Below are 15,328 nucleotides of genomic sequence, written 5' to 3'. Positions count from 1 at the left end.
CCTTAGAGCCTCACTTCGTTCCCGACTCGCGCCGATCGCACAGCCTTGGCCAGATCAGACGCCTTGAGAAGAACCTTCTCGGTCACGTTTTCGTTCAACTGGGCCGCCGATTCAATTTCATCCACAAGCGCCGAGCCCACCACCGCGGCGTCGGCCACGCGGGCCACGGCGGCGGCTTGGTCGGGCGTCCGGATGCCAAAGCCGACCGCCACGGGTAGGCCCGAAGCCTTACGAAGTCGTTCAACGGCGGGCGCCACATCGGCGGCGTCGGCCGACTTGACGCCGGTCACGCCGGCCACCGAGACGTAATAGAGGAAGCCCGAGGTGCGGCGCACCACCATCGGCAGGCGCGCATCGTCGGTGGTCGGGGCGGCCAGGCGGATCAGGGAGATCTGCTCGGCCTCCAGGGCGTCCGACAGCGGGTCGGCTTCTTCGGGTGGGCAGTCGACGATAATCAGGCCATCGACGCCGGCCTTGGCGGCGGCGGCGGCGAAGCTTTCAAAGCCCCGGTTCAGCACCGGATTGAGATAGCCCATCAGGATGACCGGGGTGTCGGTGTCGTCCTCGCGGAAGGCGGCCACCAGGTCCAGCGTGCCCTGCAGGGTCATGCCGGACTTCAGGCCGCGCTGGGCGGCGCGCTGGATGGTCGGGCCTTCGGCCATCGGATCGGAGAAGGGAAAGCCCAGCTCGATCAAATCAGCGCCGGCGCCCGGCAGACCCTTGAGCACGCTCAGCGTCGTGGCGGCGTCGGGATCCCCGGCCATGACATAGGTCACGAAGCCGGCGCGGTTTTCGGCCTTCAGCGCCGCGAAGCGACGGTCGATACGGTCTTTGGTCACGCTGGATAGGTCCTAGATCTTGCGCCCGAGGGCCTCGGCCACCGTGAAGATGTCCTTGTCGCCCCGACCGCACAGATTCATCACGACGATCTTGCCCTTGCCCAGGTCCTGGGCGATCTCGCCGACCCGGGCCAGGGCGTGGGCCGGCTCCAGGGCCGGGATGATGCCTTCCAGGGTCGAGCACAGCTGGAAGGCCGCCAGGGCCTCATCGTCGGTGGTCGAGACATATTCGGCGCGGCCGATCTCGTGCAGGAAAGAGTGCTCGGGGCCGATGCCCGGATAGTCGAGGCCGGCCGAGATCGAGTGGGCGTCGATGATCTGGCCGTCGTCGTCCTGAAGCAAGTAGGTGCGGTTGCCGTGCAGCACGCCCGGACGGCCGCCGGTCAGCGAGGCGGCGTGCTTGTCGGTGGAGACGCCGTGGCCGGCCGCCTCGACGCCGATCAGCCGCACGCCCTCGTCGGCCAGGAACGGATGGAACAGGCCGATGGCGTTGGAGCCGCCGCCGATGCAGGCCACGACGGCGTCGGGCAGGCGGCCTTCCATCTCGAGGATCTGCTGGCGGGCCTCGATGCCGATCACGCTCTGGAAGTCGCGGACCATCACCGGATAGGGGTGCGGGCCGGCCGCCGTGCCGATCAGGTAATAGGTGTCGTGCACGTTGGTGACCCAATCGCGCATCGCCTCGTTCATGGCGTCCTTGAGGGTGCCGGTGCCCGAGGTCACCGGGCGCACTTCGGCGCCCAGCAGGTTCATGCGGAACACATTGGGCTTCTGACGTTCGACGTCGGTGGCGCCCATATAGACCACGCACGGCAGGCCGAAGCGGGCGCAGACGGTGGCGGTGGCCACGCCGTGCTGGCCGGCGCCGGTCTCGGCGATGATGCGGGTCTTGCCCATGCGCATGGCCAGCAGGATCTGGCCGAGCGCGTTGTTGATCTTGTGCGAGCCGGTGTGGTTGAGCTCATCGCGCTTGAAATAGATCTTGGCCCCGCCGAAATGCTCGGTCAGGCGCTCGGCGAAATACAGCGGGCTGGGCCGGCCGGCATAGTGGGTGTTGAAGCTCTTCAGCTCGTCCTGGAACTTCGGATCGGCCTTGGCGGCCGCGTAGGCCTTGCCCAGGTCCAGCACCAGCGGCATCAGGGTCTCGGCCACATAGCGGCCGCCGAAGCCGCCGAAGCGGCCTTCCGCGTCAGGATAGGCCGAATAGTCGTTAGGCTTTGCCGGAGACGGCTGAGAAGGGGCGTTCACGAGATCATCCAAAGGCTGGGCTGCGCTACAGGCGTTTGACGGCGTCGAGAAACGCCGTGATCAGAGCGGGGTCCTTTAGGCCGGGACCGCGCTCCACGCCAGAGGAAACGTCCACCAGGGGCGCGCCGGAGGCCGCGACGGCCTCGGCCACGTTCCAGGGATCCAGGCCGCCGGCCAGGAAATGCGGGCGGGAAAAACGGCGGCCGTCCAGCAGGGTCCAGTCGAACCGGGCCCCGGTTCCGCCCGGCAGGACCGCGCCCTCAACAGGACGGGCGTCGAACAGGAACTGCTCGGCGACGGTCTCGAAGGCCCGGGCCTGATCGACATCCGAGGCCGACGACACCGAGAAGGCCTTGATCACCCCGACGCCGGCGCGGGCGGCGATCTGGCCCACCCGGGCGGGGGTTTCCCGGCCGTGGACCTGGATGAGGTCGGGCTTCATCGTCGCCATCAGCCGGTCGATCAAAGCGTCGTCGGGATCAACGGTGACGGCCACGGTCTTCACTGGCCCGCCGCGCACCGGGGCCACCAGGCGGGCGGCGGCCTCGGGCGTCAGGTTGCGCGGGCTTTTTTCGAAGAACACGAAGCCCAGATAGGCCGCGCCGCCGTCGACGGCGGCGGTCACCGCCTCGGGCGTCGACAGGCCGCAGATCTTGGCGCGGGTCATTGGGCGCGGGTCCTGGAGGGCGAGCTCATGACCCGGGAGGTACGGCGCGGGCGGGCCAGAGGCAAGAGGGCCCGCGCCGGATCGCCCTAGTCGTGCGCGCCGTCGACGGGAACGCCCGCCTTCCAGTCATAGCCCGCGCCGTCGGCCTGGACCTGGCCAAAGCCCGGGAACGGGAAGTGCGGCGCGAAGATCAGGGTGTGATCGGCGCTGGCCTGCTTGAGCAGGGCCTCGCGGCTGGCGGTGGCGACCGGCGCATTGACGTCGAACTGGATCACCCAGTCAGGCCGGGCCAGGGAGATGATGGAGCTGTGGGCGGTGTCGCCGATGTCCAGCAGGCTGTGGCCCTGCGAGCTGATCTCATAGCCGACGTGACCGGGCGTATGGCCCTTGATGGCGATCGCCCTGACGCCCGGGAACACGGTCGTGTCGGGCTCGAAGGTCTTGATCTGGGGCGCGATGGCCGCGACCAGGGCCTTCATCGACTCCTGGCCCCGCAGCGAGGCCCATTCGGCCCCCGACATCCGGATCGTCGCCTTGGGGAAGGCCGGGTGGCCGTCGGCGTCCAGCAGGCCGCCGACATGGTCGAAATGGCCGTGGGTGATCAGCACGTCGGTGACCTGGTCCGGCGTGGCGCCGGCGAGGGCCAGGCTCTTGATCAGCACGCCCTGGGCCATCGGGCCCAGGCCGGTGTCGAACAGCGCCAGGTGATCAGGCGTCCTGACCAGCAGGCCGTCGGCGGCCAGGCGGATCGGATCGCCGGGCGCGCCGGCCCGGGTCAGCACCTGCGTCACCGCCTCGGGCGAGGCGTTGAGGGCGAACACCTTGCCGTTGTTGGGCACGTCGATGGCGGCGTCGCGCAGGGCGGTGACGGTGAAGGCGCCCAGCTTGAAGCCCGAGGCTTCCGGGGCGACGGCGACCGGCGACTGGGCGGCGGCGGGATGGACAGCGGCCAGGGCGGTGGCGACCAGCAGGGCGGCGGCAAGGCGTTTGGATGACATGGCGAGTTCTCCTGAACAGCGGCGCCTAAGGTAGTGCGCCACTCCCGTGAGGCAATGACCCCCTCAGACCCTCAGCCTGACGCCTGGCCCGTGCGAGGGCTTGAAACCTGCGACCGCGAGGTCCTAACGGGGCGAAACGCCTGGCGTCAGCGGCGCCACCGGATCCGACAGAATGGCCTGCATCGCGCAGACCAGGCCTTCGGGCCGATAGTCCATGGTCGCCGCGCCCTTCAACTCGCCGCGCAGGCTGCGCTCGATCAGGCGCGAGCCGAAGCCGCGACGGGTGGGCGGCGACACCGGCGGCCCGCCGGACTCCGCCCAGGTCAGGGCCAGGGTCCGGGCCTGGGCGTCATAGGTCCAGCCCAGGGTCACCTGGCCGTCGGCCGTCGACAGCGCGCCATATTTCAGGGCGTTGGTGGCCAGTTCGTGGAAGATCAGCGCCATGGTCAGGGCGCCGCCCGGCGCCAGCCAGACCGGCGGACCCTCGATGTGCATCCGGCCGCCCGCCTCGGTGAACGGCGCCAGGGCCCGCTCGGCGACATCGACCAGACCCGCCCCGTGCCAGCTCTCGCGGGTCAGCACGTCATGCACCTGCGACAGGCCCATCAGCCGCGCCTCGAACTTCTCGAAAGCCGTCACCGGGTCGGGCTCGGTCTTCAGGGTCTGGGCGGCCATCGACTGCACGGTGGCCAGGGTGTTCTTGACCCGGTGGTTCAGCTCATTGATCAGCAGCCGCAGCTGGCCCTGATAATGCTGCTGCTCGGACTCGGCCCGCTTGCGCTCGGTGATGTCGGAGACGATCAGCACCACATAGCCCGGCGGCGCGTCGCCGTCGGGGTTGCGGGGTCGCACCACCGAGGCGGTCAGGTGCAGCCAGGTCGGCGCCTCACCCTGGCCGACCAGGCGCAGCTCGGCCCAAAAGGTGTCCAGCTCGCCCGCCAGCAGGGCCCGAGCCCGCGCCCGGTCGCCCTCGGCGTCGTCCAGACGCACCAGATCCTGCATCCCGACGTCCAGCAGGGCCGCGCGGTCGCGGCCGAAAATGGCGCAGAAGCTGTCATTGACCTCGATCAGGCGACCTTCCAGCGACACCCGCGCCACGCCCATGGCCGCCTGGTCGAAGACAGCGCGATAGCGGGCCTCGGCCGCCTCCAGCCGCAGCCGCGCCTCGACCCCGGCCGTGACCACCTCGGTATAGAGCACCAGCCCGCCCACCGAACCGTCCTCGACGCGCCAGGGGGCCATCGACCAGCGGATCCATTCCACCCGGCCATGACGGTCGACATAGCGTTCGCCCTCGTCGCCGCGCAGCTCGACGCCCTCATCCAGCACCCGGGCGTGGCAGTCGCGCCAGTATTGCGGGATCTCGGGGAACACCTCGTAGTGCTGCCGGCCCACCAGCGGCAGGTCGGCCGGCAGGCCCTGATCGGTCAGATACTGCCGCGAGGCGGCCAGATAGCGCATCTGGCGATCGAAAATGGCGATGCCCAGAGGCGCATGGCGCAAGGCGACGGCCACGCTGGGCGAGGCCGAGAGGAACATCGCCTCGTCCGTCATGCCCGGCTCCGGACCGGGGGTCGCGCGCTCATGGGCTGCGGGTCTCCTTGGCTCCGCCCCAAGCTAGCGGCGCCGGGCCCGCAAGTCATCGGGCAAGTGTCAGCCGCCTCACGCGGAAACCCGCTGAAGGGATGGGAAGGGCTGCGGAGCGTCCGGGCCTCGCCCGGATGAGAGTGTTTTTAAGTACCGTTTCGACGAAGACGAACGCTCCGCGCAGCCGTTATTCGGGAGCATCGCCGGGATTGGCGGGGTTTTAACCCGCTCCGGTAGCTAGGCCCCCGACGGGTGGAGGGGTTAGCGACCCCGTCCAGACCGCATGGGCGATTTCAGCCCATGCCTGTTGCGCGTCATCCGTCGTCGGCGAGGGGAGTTCCCGGCGGTCTGGGCCTGGCCTCAACACGGGACGGTCCTCGAGGGGTGTCCACGCTCAGCCAGACCCCGCCGGGCCTTCGACGACGGCCAACGGGCGCTACCCGTTCGACCACCCCTGCCAGTCGCAACGGTCGCCGTACGTGCGCCCTTCCCGTGCTGTCAGGTGAGATTGATTATGCGGGCGGTTTGAACGCCGAGGATTGGCGCGCTCGATTATTTTATAGGGCGTTGAAAAGACTGGATTATGGATCGGAAACGACGGGGATAAACTGCGCGCTATCCCCATGATCCGTTCCCTCTCCCCTTGCGGGAGAGGGTGGCCCGAAGGGCCGGGTGAGGGGTCGATCGCCCTTACCGCCTCACCCAGCCGTTCCGCCGCCAGGCGGCCCCGTCCTTTCAACCCCTCATCCGACCCGCTGCCGCGGGCCACCTTCTCCCGCAAGGGGAGAAGGACAGGCGAGCCCCCTACTCCGCCTCCACCTGCGCGTCGTAAGCCGCCATCATCGCCATGTTCAAAATCCGCGACACCGACGCGCTCAGCGGCGTGATCTGCACCGACTTGCTCAAGCCCAGCAGCACCGGCCCGATCACCGTCGCCCCGCCCAGGCTCTGCACCAGCTTGGTCGAGATCGAGGCGGCGTGGATGGCCGGCATGACCAGGATGTTGGCGCTGTCGGTCAGGCGCATGAACGGGTAGTTGGCGCGCTTTTCGGGGTCGAGCGCCAGTTCGGGCGGCATTTCGCCCTCATATTCGAAGTCGACCTCCATCTCGTCGAGCATGGCGACGGCCTCGCGCACCTTTTCCGAGCGCAGGCCCATCGGGTTGCCGAAGGTGGAATAGCTCATGAAGGCGACGCGCGGCTTGAAGCCCAGGCGGGTGACGGCGCGGGCCGCTTCGCAGGCGATCTCGACCAGTTCCTCGGCCTCGGGCAGCTCGGTGACATTGGTGTCGGCCACGAAGATCGTCCGGCCCTTGGCCAGCACCACCGACATGCCCATGATCCGGCCGCCGGGGGCGGGATCGACCACGCGCAGCACGTCTTCAAGGGCCTGGTCGAAGCTGCGGGTGACGCCGGTGACCATGCCGTCGGCCTCGCCATGGGTGACCATCGAGGCGGCGAAGCTGTTGCGGTCCTGGTTGATCAGCCGCTGGATGTCGCGCTTCAGATAGCCGTTGCGCTGCAGGCGCTTGTAGAGGGCGTCGACATAGTCGGGATTGCGGTCCGACAGCCGGGCGTTGATGATTTCCAGGCCCGCGGCGTCAGGCTCCAGCCCCACCACGCGCATGTTCTCGTGCACCAGGTTTTCGCGCCCGCACAGGATGGCCTTGCCAAAGCCGCCGGTCTGGAAGGCGTAGGCGGCGCGGATGACACTGGGATCCTCGCCCTCGGCGAAGACGATGGTCTTGGGATTGGCCAGCACGGCGCCGCTGATCTTCTGCAGGAAGCCGGCGGTGGGATCCAGGCGCTGGGCCAGGCTGGCGCGATAGGCGTCCATGTCCTCGATCGGCTTGCGGGCCACGCCGGTGTCCATCGCCGCCTGGGCGACGAAGGGCGGCACGTACCAGATCAGCCGCGGATCGAAGGCCGACGGGATGATGTATTGCGGGCCGAACTTCAGCTGGCGGCCATGATAGGCGGCGGCGACCTCGTCGGGCACGTCCTCGCGGGCCAGCATGGCCAGGGCGCTGGCGCAGGCGATCTTCATCTCGTGATTGACGCGGCGGGCCCGCACGTCCAGGGCGCCGCGGAAGATGTAGGGGAAGCCCAGGACGTTGTTGACCTGGTTGGGATAGTCGCTGCGGCCGGTGCCCATGATGGCGTCCTTGCGCACGGCGTGGACCTCCTCCGGCGTGATCTCCGGATCGGGATTGGCCATGGCGAAGATCACCGGATTGGGGGCCATCGAGGCGATCATCTCCGGCGTGAACGCGCCTTTCGCCGAGAGGCCAAGAAGCACGTCGGCCCCCTTGACCGCCTCGGCCAGGGTGCGCAGCGGCGTGTCGACCGCGTGGGCGCTCTTCCACTGGTTCATGCCCTCGGTGCGGCCGCGATAGAGCACGCCCTTGGAATCGACGGCGATGACGTTTTCGGGCCGCACGCCCATGGCCTTGATCAGCTCCATCGAGGCGATGCCGGCCGCGCCGGGGCCGTTGAGCACCACCTTGACGTCTTCCAGCTTCTTGCCGGTGATATGGCAGGCGTTGATCAGGCCGGCGGCGCAGATGATCGCCGTGCCGTGCTGGTCGTCATGGAACACCGGGATGTCGAGCAGCTCCTGCAGCTCGGTCTCGATGCGGAAGCATTCGGGGCTCTTGATGTCTTCCAGATTGATGCCGCCGAAGGTGACGCCGATATTCTTGACCACCGTGATGATCTCGTCGGCGTCCTTGGAGGTGATCTCGATGTCGATGCTGTCGACGTCGCCGAAGCGCTTGAAGAGGACGGACTTGCCTTCCATCACCGGCTTCGAGGCCAGCGCGCCGAGATCACCTAAACCAAGAATGGCGGTGCCGTTGGAGATCACGGCGACCAGATTGCCCTTGGAGGTATATTCGTAGGCCATGTCCGGATCGGCGGCGATGGCGTGGACGGGCACGGCGACGCCCGGCGAATAGGCCAGGCTGAGGTCGCGCTGGGTGGCCATCGGCTTTGTGGGCACGATGGCGATCTTGCCCGGGGTCGGATAGCGGTGGAAGTTCAGTGCTTCTTCGTCGGTGAAGGTCTTCTTCTCGGAGTCGCTCATACCCGGGGCTTCCATCCTGCGTGCAGTTGAGGGGACGAGCCGGACAATGCGACGCGCCCTTATATGGCGCTCACCGTAACGGGGGCGTTCGGCGCCCACAACATGCGACACACGATAAAAGTCTCGCAAACGCCTGTTGGGCTTGGCGTTGCGGAAGGCTGGGCCGGCCCCGGCGAGACGATCTTCCATTGACCCGGCGACGGAGAATGGGCGACTAGGCGATCGTGTCGCCCGGCCGGAGATCGCCATGAGCCAACCCGTGAAGATCGCCATCGCCGGCGCCCTGGGCCGCATGGGCCAGGCCGTGGCCAGGACCCTGGACGGCCAGGACGGCGCGGTGCTGGCGGCCCGCTTCGACCGGCCCGAGGCGACAGGCCAGGACCTGGCGCCGCGCGACGACGCCCTGGCCGCCGCCGACGTGATCATCGACTTCACCCTGCCCGAGGCTTCGGTGCTGTTGGCGGAGGCCTGCGCGGACCTGATGGCCCGGACCGGGCGCGCGCCCGCCCTGGTGATCGGCTCCACCGGCTTTTCGGCCGGGCAGCTGGCCCGCATCGACGCGGCCGCCCGGCAGGTGGCCATCGTCCGCTCGGGCAACTACGCCCTGGGCGTCAACATGCTGCTGGGTCTGGTCAAGCAGGCCGCCGCCGCCCTGCCGGCCCGCGACTGGGACATCGAGGTCTTCGAGGGCCACCACCGCCGCAAGATCGACGCGCCGTCGGGCACCGCCCTGATGCTGGGCCAGGCCGCCGCCGAAGGGCGCGGCGTGGCGCTGGCCGAGGTCGAGGACCGGGCCCGCGACGGCGTCACGGGGCCCCGTCGCGAGGGCGCGATCGGCTTTTCGGTGATGCGCGGCGGCGGGGTGATCGGCGAGCACAGCGTGATCTTCGCCGGCGAGGAGGAGATCCTGACCCTGTCGCATTCGGCCCGCGACCGGGGGCTGTTCGCCCGCGGCGCCATCGCCGCCGCCGTCTGGGTGCGGGGGCGGCCGGCGGATCTGTATGACATGCAGGACGTTCTGGGCTTTCGCCGACCGGGCCCGCCGAACTAGACTTTGGAAAAGCCGGGGGGCTTGGAACCAGACTTAGGACCCGATGGCCGACCCGACGCCCGATCCCGTTTCCCCATCGCCTGACCGCGCCCGTCCCGCGGGCCGGCGTCGCGACGTGCTGGTCGCGATCGGCCTGGAGGCGGCGTCGCTGTCGATGCTCAGCGTCATCGCCCTGGGCCTGCTGGCCTATGCGGGCCGCCGCGAGATCAGCCGCGAACTGGCGGAAGGCTGGCTGCGACAGCATGGCGTCGACGCCGTGGTCACGGTGGACGACCTGGACGCCAGCGGCTTTTCCGGCGCCATCCGGGTGGGCCCCCAGGGCGATCCGACCTTCGCCGCCGACCGCATCGAGGTGGCCTATGACCTCACCACCCCCTGGTCGAAAGCCGGCGGCCCGTTCGCCATCAACACCCGCGCCGTGCGGCTGGTGCGGCCTCGACTGAAGGCCAGCCTGACCGACAAGGGTCTGGATTTCGGGCCGCTGCAGGCCCTGATCGACGAGATGACCCAGGGGCCGAGCAAGACGACGGGCGGGGGTCCGGCCATCCTGGTCGAGAACGCCCGCCTGGACCTGCGCACCCCCGGCGGCCTGGCCCGCATCACCGGCGACGCCAGTCTCGACGACGGCAAGCTGCTGCGCTTCGACGGCCGGCTGGGGCAGATGCGCTACGCGGTCCAGGACCTGGTGATCGAGGCGCGCGGCGCCCTGCTGACCGTCCGCAAGCGCGGCGACCGCCTGAACCTGCAGGCGCGGTTCGACCTGGAAGCCCTGGTGGCCGAAACGGTCGAGCTTGACGACGCCCAGGGCCAGATCGACGCCGAGATCACCTATCCCGACCTGGTGCGGCTGTCGGCCGATGGCCCGGCCGAGGCGCAGACCCATGTCGAGGCCAGCGCGATCCGCCTGGGCGACACCCAGGCCAGCGACGCGACGGTCAACCTGGCCCTCCTGGGCCGGCTGGACGGAACCCTCACCGCGGGGCGCTTCGAGGGTCACGCAACCGGCCATGCCAAGGGCGATCAGGTGGAAGGGCCCAGCCTCAACGCCCGCGACGTCGCCCTGGATCTGGATCTGACCAGGCTCACGGCATCCCGGCAGGGCGAGCGCAGCCAGATCCTGGCCGGCGGCCATGTCTCGGCCGAGGCCGCACGGGCCCTGACCGGCGGCGTCGCGGTGCGTGAGATTTCGGCGCGGATCCAGACCGCCGGCCTGACGCTGTCGACCGACAAGACCGAAACGGTCGCCAGCGGCCCGATCGCCGTGCAGCTGGGCGCGGGACGCCTGGCCAGCGGCGGCCTGGCCCTGACCAGCCTGGCGGCCCGGGCCGAAGGGCGGCTGGCCGGGCCCCTGGCGCGTCCCGACCTGACCCTCAGCGGCTCGGCCGGGGCCGACAGCGGCGTGTCGGGGCCCGACGCCGAGCGGATGGCCGGCCTGCTGACCGATCCCGCCAACGCCCGCGTCGCCGCCTCGGCCCTGCAGACCTTCGACCTGAGCGCCCCGGCCTTCGACCTGACCCTAAGCGGCGGCCGCACCGCGCTGGCCCTGCCCCGCCCGATCACCCTGACCGCCGCCAACGGGGTCAAAGCCCAGATCGCCGCGACCGGCGGCCCGCTGCTCGACGCCGCCGGCCCCCAAACCCATGGCGGGCAGGCGCGGGGCCGGCTGACGGCGGCCCTCGGCGGCGGCGGCCTGCCCAATCTGCGGCTCGCGGCGCCCGACTGGCGCCTGGCCGACGGGGTCTTGACCGCCCGCCTCGCCATCGCCGGCGACCATATCGACATCGCGCCGCTGGAGGGCGTGGCGGGCCAGATCGAGGGCCAGGCCCGGCTGGCCGGCCCGCGCTTCAGCTTCGCCCTGGGCGGCTGCCAACCCCTGTCGGCCGCCCGGCTGCTGGTGGGCGAGACCCCGCTGTCGGCGCCGAAATTGACCCTGTGCCCCGGGACCGCCCCCCTGCTGACCATGGATGACGGGGCCTGGACGGCCTCGGCCCGGTTCCGCGACCTGACCGTCTCGCTCGACGAGGCGGAGGCGGAAATCGCCGATGGCGCGGGCAGCCTGAGCGCCAGCGGCACAGGAGCGCCGCGCCTGGCCGAGGTGCGGCTGGAGCAGGGCGTGCTGCGCGACGCCGCGCAGAGCCGCCGTTTCAATCCGATCCAGGCCACGGGCCGCGTGGGCCTGGCGGGCGGGATCTGGCGCGGGACGATCGACGCCGCCACCCCTGTTGGTCAGCCGCTAGGCCATATCGTCCTGCGCCACGACGTCGCCCAGGCCCGGGGCCGGGCCGAGATCGACGCCTCGAAACTGGCCTTCGCCAAGGACGGCCTGCAGCCGGGCGACCTGTCGCCGATGGCGGCCTGGGCCACCCAGGCCTCGGGTCCGGCCAGCTTTACGGGCCTGTTTGTCTGGGACGCCGACGGCATGACCAGCCGGGGCCAGCTGGCCGCCGGCGGCATCGATTTCACCAGCCCCGTCGGCTTCGTCGCCACCCTGGACGGAACCATCGACTTCACCAGCCTGACCCCGCTGGTCAGCGCCCCCGGCCAGACCCTGAAGATCAGCCGCATCGACTCGATCGTGCCGCTGGAGGGCTTCGCCACCGCCTTCCGCCTGGGGGCGGAGTCCCTGCACATCGCCTCGGCCGTCTTCGAGGCCGCCAAGGGCCGGGTGTCGATCGAGCCGATCGACGTGCCTCTGGACTCCGAAAAGCCGATCCGGGGCGTCATCGTCATCGAGCATCTGGATCTGGGCGAACTGATCGCCGCCTCGTCCCTGGTCGAAAAGGTGCAGCTGGACGCCGTGGTCGACGGTCGGCTGCCGTTCGAATATGGCCCCAAGGGCTTCCGGTTCCTCGACGGCCATATCGGGGCCATCCAGCCGGGCCACCTGTCGATCGCCCGCGCGGCCCTGAGCGGCGTTCAGACCGGCGAGGCGTCGGCGCCCGGCGCGCCAGCGGCGCCGGTCAACGCCATCCAGGACTTCGCCTATCAGGCCATGGAGAACCTGGCGTTCGACACTCTGGAGGCCGGGGTCAACAGCACCGACCAGGGCCGCCTGGCCATCCTGTTCCACATCAAGGGCGAGCATGATCCCAAGGTCGCCGAAAAGGCCAAGATCGGCCTGATGGACCTTTTGCGCGGCACGGCGTTTAACAAGCGCATCGCCCTGCCGGCCAAGACGCCCGTCAACCTGACCCTCGACACGTCGCTGAACTTCGACGAGCTTCTGGAAGCCTGGCGCCGCGCCTATAAGGGCGAGCCCGTTTCGAGCGAGCCGGCTTCGGGCGGAAACGACAGTGCGGCGCGTTCAGCCCCGGTTCAGCCGTGACCGGCCAAGATTTATCCGAACTGGAGAGACGCATGAAAACACGCGCCCTGCTGATGACCCTGATGGCGGCGGGAGCCCTCGGCGCCTGTACGCCGACGATCCGCGTCAAGGTCGATCCGATCAATATCTACGCCAAGCTGGACGCCGACGTCCGGGTGCGGCTGGACAAGGAAGTCCAGTCGCTGATCCAGCAAAACCCCAACCTCTTCTAAGGAAAGGAACCGACATGATGCGCAAGACACTGACGGTTCTCGCCATGGGCCTGTCGCTCGCCGCCGCCGGCGGGGGCGCCGCCCTGGCTCAATCCGCCGCCGCCAAGGCCGCGGTCGACACGGCCAAGGTTCAAGGCACGGTCGGCGAACAGGCCGACGGCTATCTGGGGATCGTGGCCGGCGGAGACGCCGCCCTGCGCGCCGCCGTGACCGAGATCAACACCGGCCGCGCCGCCGCCTATCAGGACATCGCCGCCAAGACCGGCGTCACCGCCCAGGCGGCCGGTCAGGCCACCGCCAAGCAGCTCTACAGCCGCATGCCGCCGGGCCAGTACTGGAAGCCGCTCGACGGCGGCTGGATGAAGAAGTAGGGCTTTCGGCGACTCGCCCCCACCGGGCTGCTGCGCAGCCGTCCGCCCCCATAGGGGGCGGATGAACCCATCTTCCCCCTCCGGGGGAGGAGCGCGAAGCGCGGAGGGGGCGAGTCCGCCGACACTGGAACCGCCGCCCCAGGTTCCCTAAGACTGGCCCCATGGCCGCCCCCACCAAATCCCTGACCCCCTACGCCGCCCTGCTGGGCGCGATCGTGACGGTGTGCGTCGGCGCGTCGTTCGCCAAGTCGCTGTTCCCGATCATCGGCGCCCAGGGGACCAGCGCCTATCGCGTGGGCTTCTCGGCCCTGCTGCTGATGATCGTCTGGCGGCCGTGGCGCACGCCGCTGAGCCGCGCCGACCTGAAGGCCGTGGCCCTGTACGGGGCGGTGATGGGGCTGATGAACCTCAGTTTCTACATGGCCCTGCGCACCATTCCCCTGGGCCTGGCCATCGCCATCGAGTTCACCGGCCCCCTGACCCTGGCCCTGATCCATTCGCGCCGGCTGATCCACTTCGTCTGGATCGCCCTGGCGGTGCTGGGGCTTGGCCTGCTGTTGCCGTTGAAGGGCGGCGCCGGGGCTCTGGACCCCGTGGGCGTCGGCTTCGCCGCCGCCGCGGCGGTGCTGTGGGCGCTGTACATCATTCTGGGCAAGCGCACCGGCCATCTGCACGCCGGCCGCACCGTGGCCCTGGGCATGACCACCGCCGCCCTGATCGTGGTCCCGATCGGCCTGCTGACCGCCAAGGCCAGTCTGTTCCAGCCCGGACTGCTGGCCCTGGGCCTGGGGGTGGCGGTGCTGTCCAGCGCCATCCCCTATTCGCTGGAGATGATCGCCCTGAAGAGCATCCCCAAACGCAGTTTCGGCGTGCTGCTCAGCGCCGAACCGGCCGTCGGGGCCCTGGTCGGCCTGCTGATGCTGGGCGAGCGCCTGACGTCGCTGCAAGGCCTGGCCATCGCCGCGATCGTCGTCGCCTCGGCGGGAACGATCCTGACGACGCCGGGGGACGAGGGTGAGGCGGACCCCCTCGCCCCCACCTGACCGCTTCGCGGTCATCCGCCCCCATAGGGGGCGGATGAACTCATCTTCCCCCTATGGGAGCGGAGCGCGTCAGCGCGGAGGGGGCCAGTGTCAGCGACCCCGCGCCACGAACCAGCCGTTGCGGAAACCCTGGTCGGCCTTGCCATAGACGAAGGGCGACCCGTCAGGCGCGGTGAACGTCCCGCCCGCCGCCACCAGGATCGCGTGACCGGCGGCGGTGTCCCACTCCATGGTCGGGCCATGGCGCGGATAGATGTCGGCCGAGCCCTCGGCGATGCGGACCATCTTGATCGAGCTGTCCATCGGCGTGCGCAGGTCAAAGCCGTATTGCGCCGTCAGTTCCGCAGCCCGCTCTGCCTTGAGGGTATGGCTGACCAGAGCCACGGCCTGACCCTGCGGCCAGACCCGCGCCGACACCGGCGTCTCGGGGCCGCCCGGGGCCATGCGCTTGAGCACGCCGTCCGACGTGGTGAACCAGGCCTCGCCCGTGGCCGGAGCGACGATGGCGCCCGCGACGGGGACGCCGTTCTCGATCAGGCCGATATTGACCGTGAAGTTGGGATCGCCGCGCACGAAGGCCTTGGTGCCGTCCACGGGATCGACCAGGAAAAAGCGCGGGCCGATGTCTTCAGGCGCGCCGAACTCGCTGGCGTCTTCCTCCGACACCACCGGAACCTCGGGGAACACCGCCGCCAGCCGCTGCAGGATCAGCCGCTCGCCGGCCTTGTCGGCCTCGGTCACCGGGCTGGAATCGGCCTTGTGCGCCACCGCCAGGTCGGTTTGCCAGAACGGCAGGATGACCACGGCCGCTTCCTCGCAGATATCGACCAGGGCGCGGCCCCAATCCGCCAGGGGCAGGGCAGCTAGGGGCAAGGCAGCCTGGGGCAGGTCGGAAGCGCTCAT

The 15,328-nt window shown here is 69.8% G+C and carries 12 protein-coding genes and 1 pseudogene; 6 read left to right on the top strand and 7 right to left on the bottom strand.

The genetic code is table 11. The annotated features are described in order from the left end of the window. Positions 1-2 precede the first annotated feature (2 nt). The 6 genes from trpA to ACW18B_RS04155 form a co-directional block, all read right to left on the bottom strand. Positions 3-839 (bottom strand): tryptophan synthase subunit alpha, encoded by an 837-nt coding sequence (trpA, locus tag ACW18B_RS04180; protein ID WP_492049802.1) that lies wholly within the window; start codon positions 837-839, stop codon positions 3-5. Positions 840-851: 12 nt separating this feature from the next. After that, positions 852-2,087, bottom strand: coding sequence for a tryptophan synthase subunit beta (trpB, locus tag ACW18B_RS04175; RefSeq protein WP_492049800.1), 1,236 nt, complete (start codon positions 2,085-2,087; stop codon positions 852-854). A gap of 25 nt (positions 2,088-2,112) precedes the next feature. After that, complete coding sequence (locus ACW18B_RS04170; protein ID WP_492049798.1) at positions 2,113-2,754, bottom strand: phosphoribosylanthranilate isomerase; 642 nt, start codon at positions 2,752-2,754, stop codon at positions 2,113-2,115. Between the two features lie 86 nt (positions 2,755-2,840). After that, positions 2,841-3,752: an MBL fold metallo-hydrolase gene (locus ACW18B_RS04165; RefSeq protein WP_492049797.1), complete on the bottom strand. Its 912-nt coding sequence runs from the start codon at positions 3,750-3,752 to the stop codon at positions 2,841-2,843. A 123-nt stretch (positions 3,753-3,875) separates the two neighbouring features. Next, entirely contained in the window at positions 3,876-5,306 is a 1,431-nt protein-coding gene (locus ACW18B_RS04160; RefSeq protein ID WP_492049795.1) for a sensor histidine kinase, read from the bottom strand. An 837-nt stretch (positions 5,307-6,143) separates the two neighbouring features. Further along, a complete protein-coding gene (locus ACW18B_RS04155; protein ID WP_492049793.1) occupies positions 6,144-8,423 on the bottom strand; it encodes an NADP-dependent malic enzyme in 2,280 nt (759 codons plus the stop codon). Positions 8,424-8,670: 247 nt separating this feature from the next. Here ACW18B_RS04155 and dapB point away from each other — a divergent pair, with 247 nt between their 5' ends. From dapB to ACW18B_RS04125, 6 genes and pseudogenes are all read left to right on the top strand, one after another. Then, positions 8,671-9,474, top strand: a complete 804-nt coding sequence (gene dapB, locus ACW18B_RS04150) for a 4-hydroxy-tetrahydrodipicolinate reductase (RefSeq protein WP_492049792.1) — start codon at positions 8,671-8,673, stop codon at positions 9,472-9,474. Between the two features lie 43 nt (positions 9,475-9,517). Further along, positions 9,518-12,799, top strand: a complete 3,282-nt coding sequence (locus ACW18B_RS04145) for an intermembrane phospholipid transport protein YdbH family protein (RefSeq protein ID WP_492049791.1) — start codon at positions 9,518-9,520, stop codon at positions 12,797-12,799. A gap of 32 nt (positions 12,800-12,831) precedes the next feature. Then, positions 12,832-13,011: a YnbE family lipoprotein gene (locus ACW18B_RS04140; protein WP_492049789.1), complete on the top strand. Its 180-nt coding sequence runs from the start codon at positions 12,832-12,834 to the stop codon at positions 13,009-13,011. A gap of 14 nt (positions 13,012-13,025) precedes the next feature. Further along, positions 13,026-13,382, top strand: a complete 357-nt coding sequence (locus ACW18B_RS04135) for a YdbL family probable chaperone protein (protein WP_492049788.1) — start codon at positions 13,026-13,028, stop codon at positions 13,380-13,382. Between the two features lie 37 nt (positions 13,383-13,419). Continuing rightward, positions 13,420-13,492, top strand: a pseudogene (locus tag ACW18B_RS04130) (hypothetical protein); the annotation flags it as partial. A 51-nt stretch (positions 13,493-13,543) separates the two neighbouring features. Beyond that, entirely contained in the window at positions 13,544-14,425 is an 882-nt protein-coding gene (locus tag ACW18B_RS04125) for an EamA family transporter (protein ID WP_492049786.1), read from the top strand. A gap of 90 nt (positions 14,426-14,515) precedes the next feature. Here ACW18B_RS04125 and cysQ read toward each other — a convergent pair whose 3' ends face one another. Further along, positions 14,516-15,328, bottom strand: a complete 813-nt coding sequence (gene cysQ, locus ACW18B_RS04120; RefSeq protein WP_492049785.1) for a 3'(2'),5'-bisphosphate nucleotidase CysQ — start codon at positions 15,326-15,328, stop codon at positions 14,516-14,518.

The sequence above is a fragment of the Caulobacter sp. FV2ps19 genome (genome assembly GCF_058681035.1).
Note: the sequence above shows the minus strand (reverse complement) of the source record. Positions and strands in the feature narration are given on the sequence as shown.

What these genes read in the sequence shown, in the direction of transcription:
- ACW18B_RS04170 (WP_492049798.1), bottom strand. Translation starts at nt 2,754, where the DNA reads ATGACCCGCGCCAAGATCTGCGGCCTGTCGACGCCCGAGGCGGTGACC.
- ACW18B_RS04165 (WP_492049797.1), bottom strand. Translation starts at nt 3,752, where the DNA reads ATGTCATCCAAACGCCTTGCCGCCGCCCTGCTGGTCGCCACCGCCCTG.
- ACW18B_RS04160 (WP_492049795.1), bottom strand. Translation starts at nt 5,306, where the DNA reads ATGACGGACGAGGCGATGTTCCTCTCGGCCTCGCCCAGCGTGGCCGTC.
- ACW18B_RS04155 (WP_492049793.1), bottom strand. Translation starts at nt 8,423, where the DNA reads ATGAGCGACTCCGAGAAGAAGACCTTCACCGACGAAGAAGCACTGAAC.
- dapB (WP_492049792.1), top strand. Translation starts at nt 8,671, where the DNA reads ATGAGCCAACCCGTGAAGATCGCCATCGCCGGCGCCCTGGGCCGCATG.
- ACW18B_RS04145 (WP_492049791.1), top strand. Translation starts at nt 9,518, where the DNA reads ATGGCCGACCCGACGCCCGATCCCGTTTCCCCATCGCCTGACCGCGCC.
- ACW18B_RS04140 (WP_492049789.1), top strand. Translation starts at nt 12,832, where the DNA reads ATGAAAACACGCGCCCTGCTGATGACCCTGATGGCGGCGGGAGCCCTC.
- ACW18B_RS04135 (WP_492049788.1), top strand. Translation starts at nt 13,026, where the DNA reads ATGATGCGCAAGACACTGACGGTTCTCGCCATGGGCCTGTCGCTCGCC.
- ACW18B_RS04125 (WP_492049786.1), top strand. Translation starts at nt 13,544, where the DNA reads ATGGCCGCCCCCACCAAATCCCTGACCCCCTACGCCGCCCTGCTGGGC.
- cysQ (WP_492049785.1), bottom strand. Translation starts at nt 15,328, where the DNA reads ATGAGCGCTTCCGACCTGCCCCAGGCTGCCTTGCCCCTAGCTGCCCTG.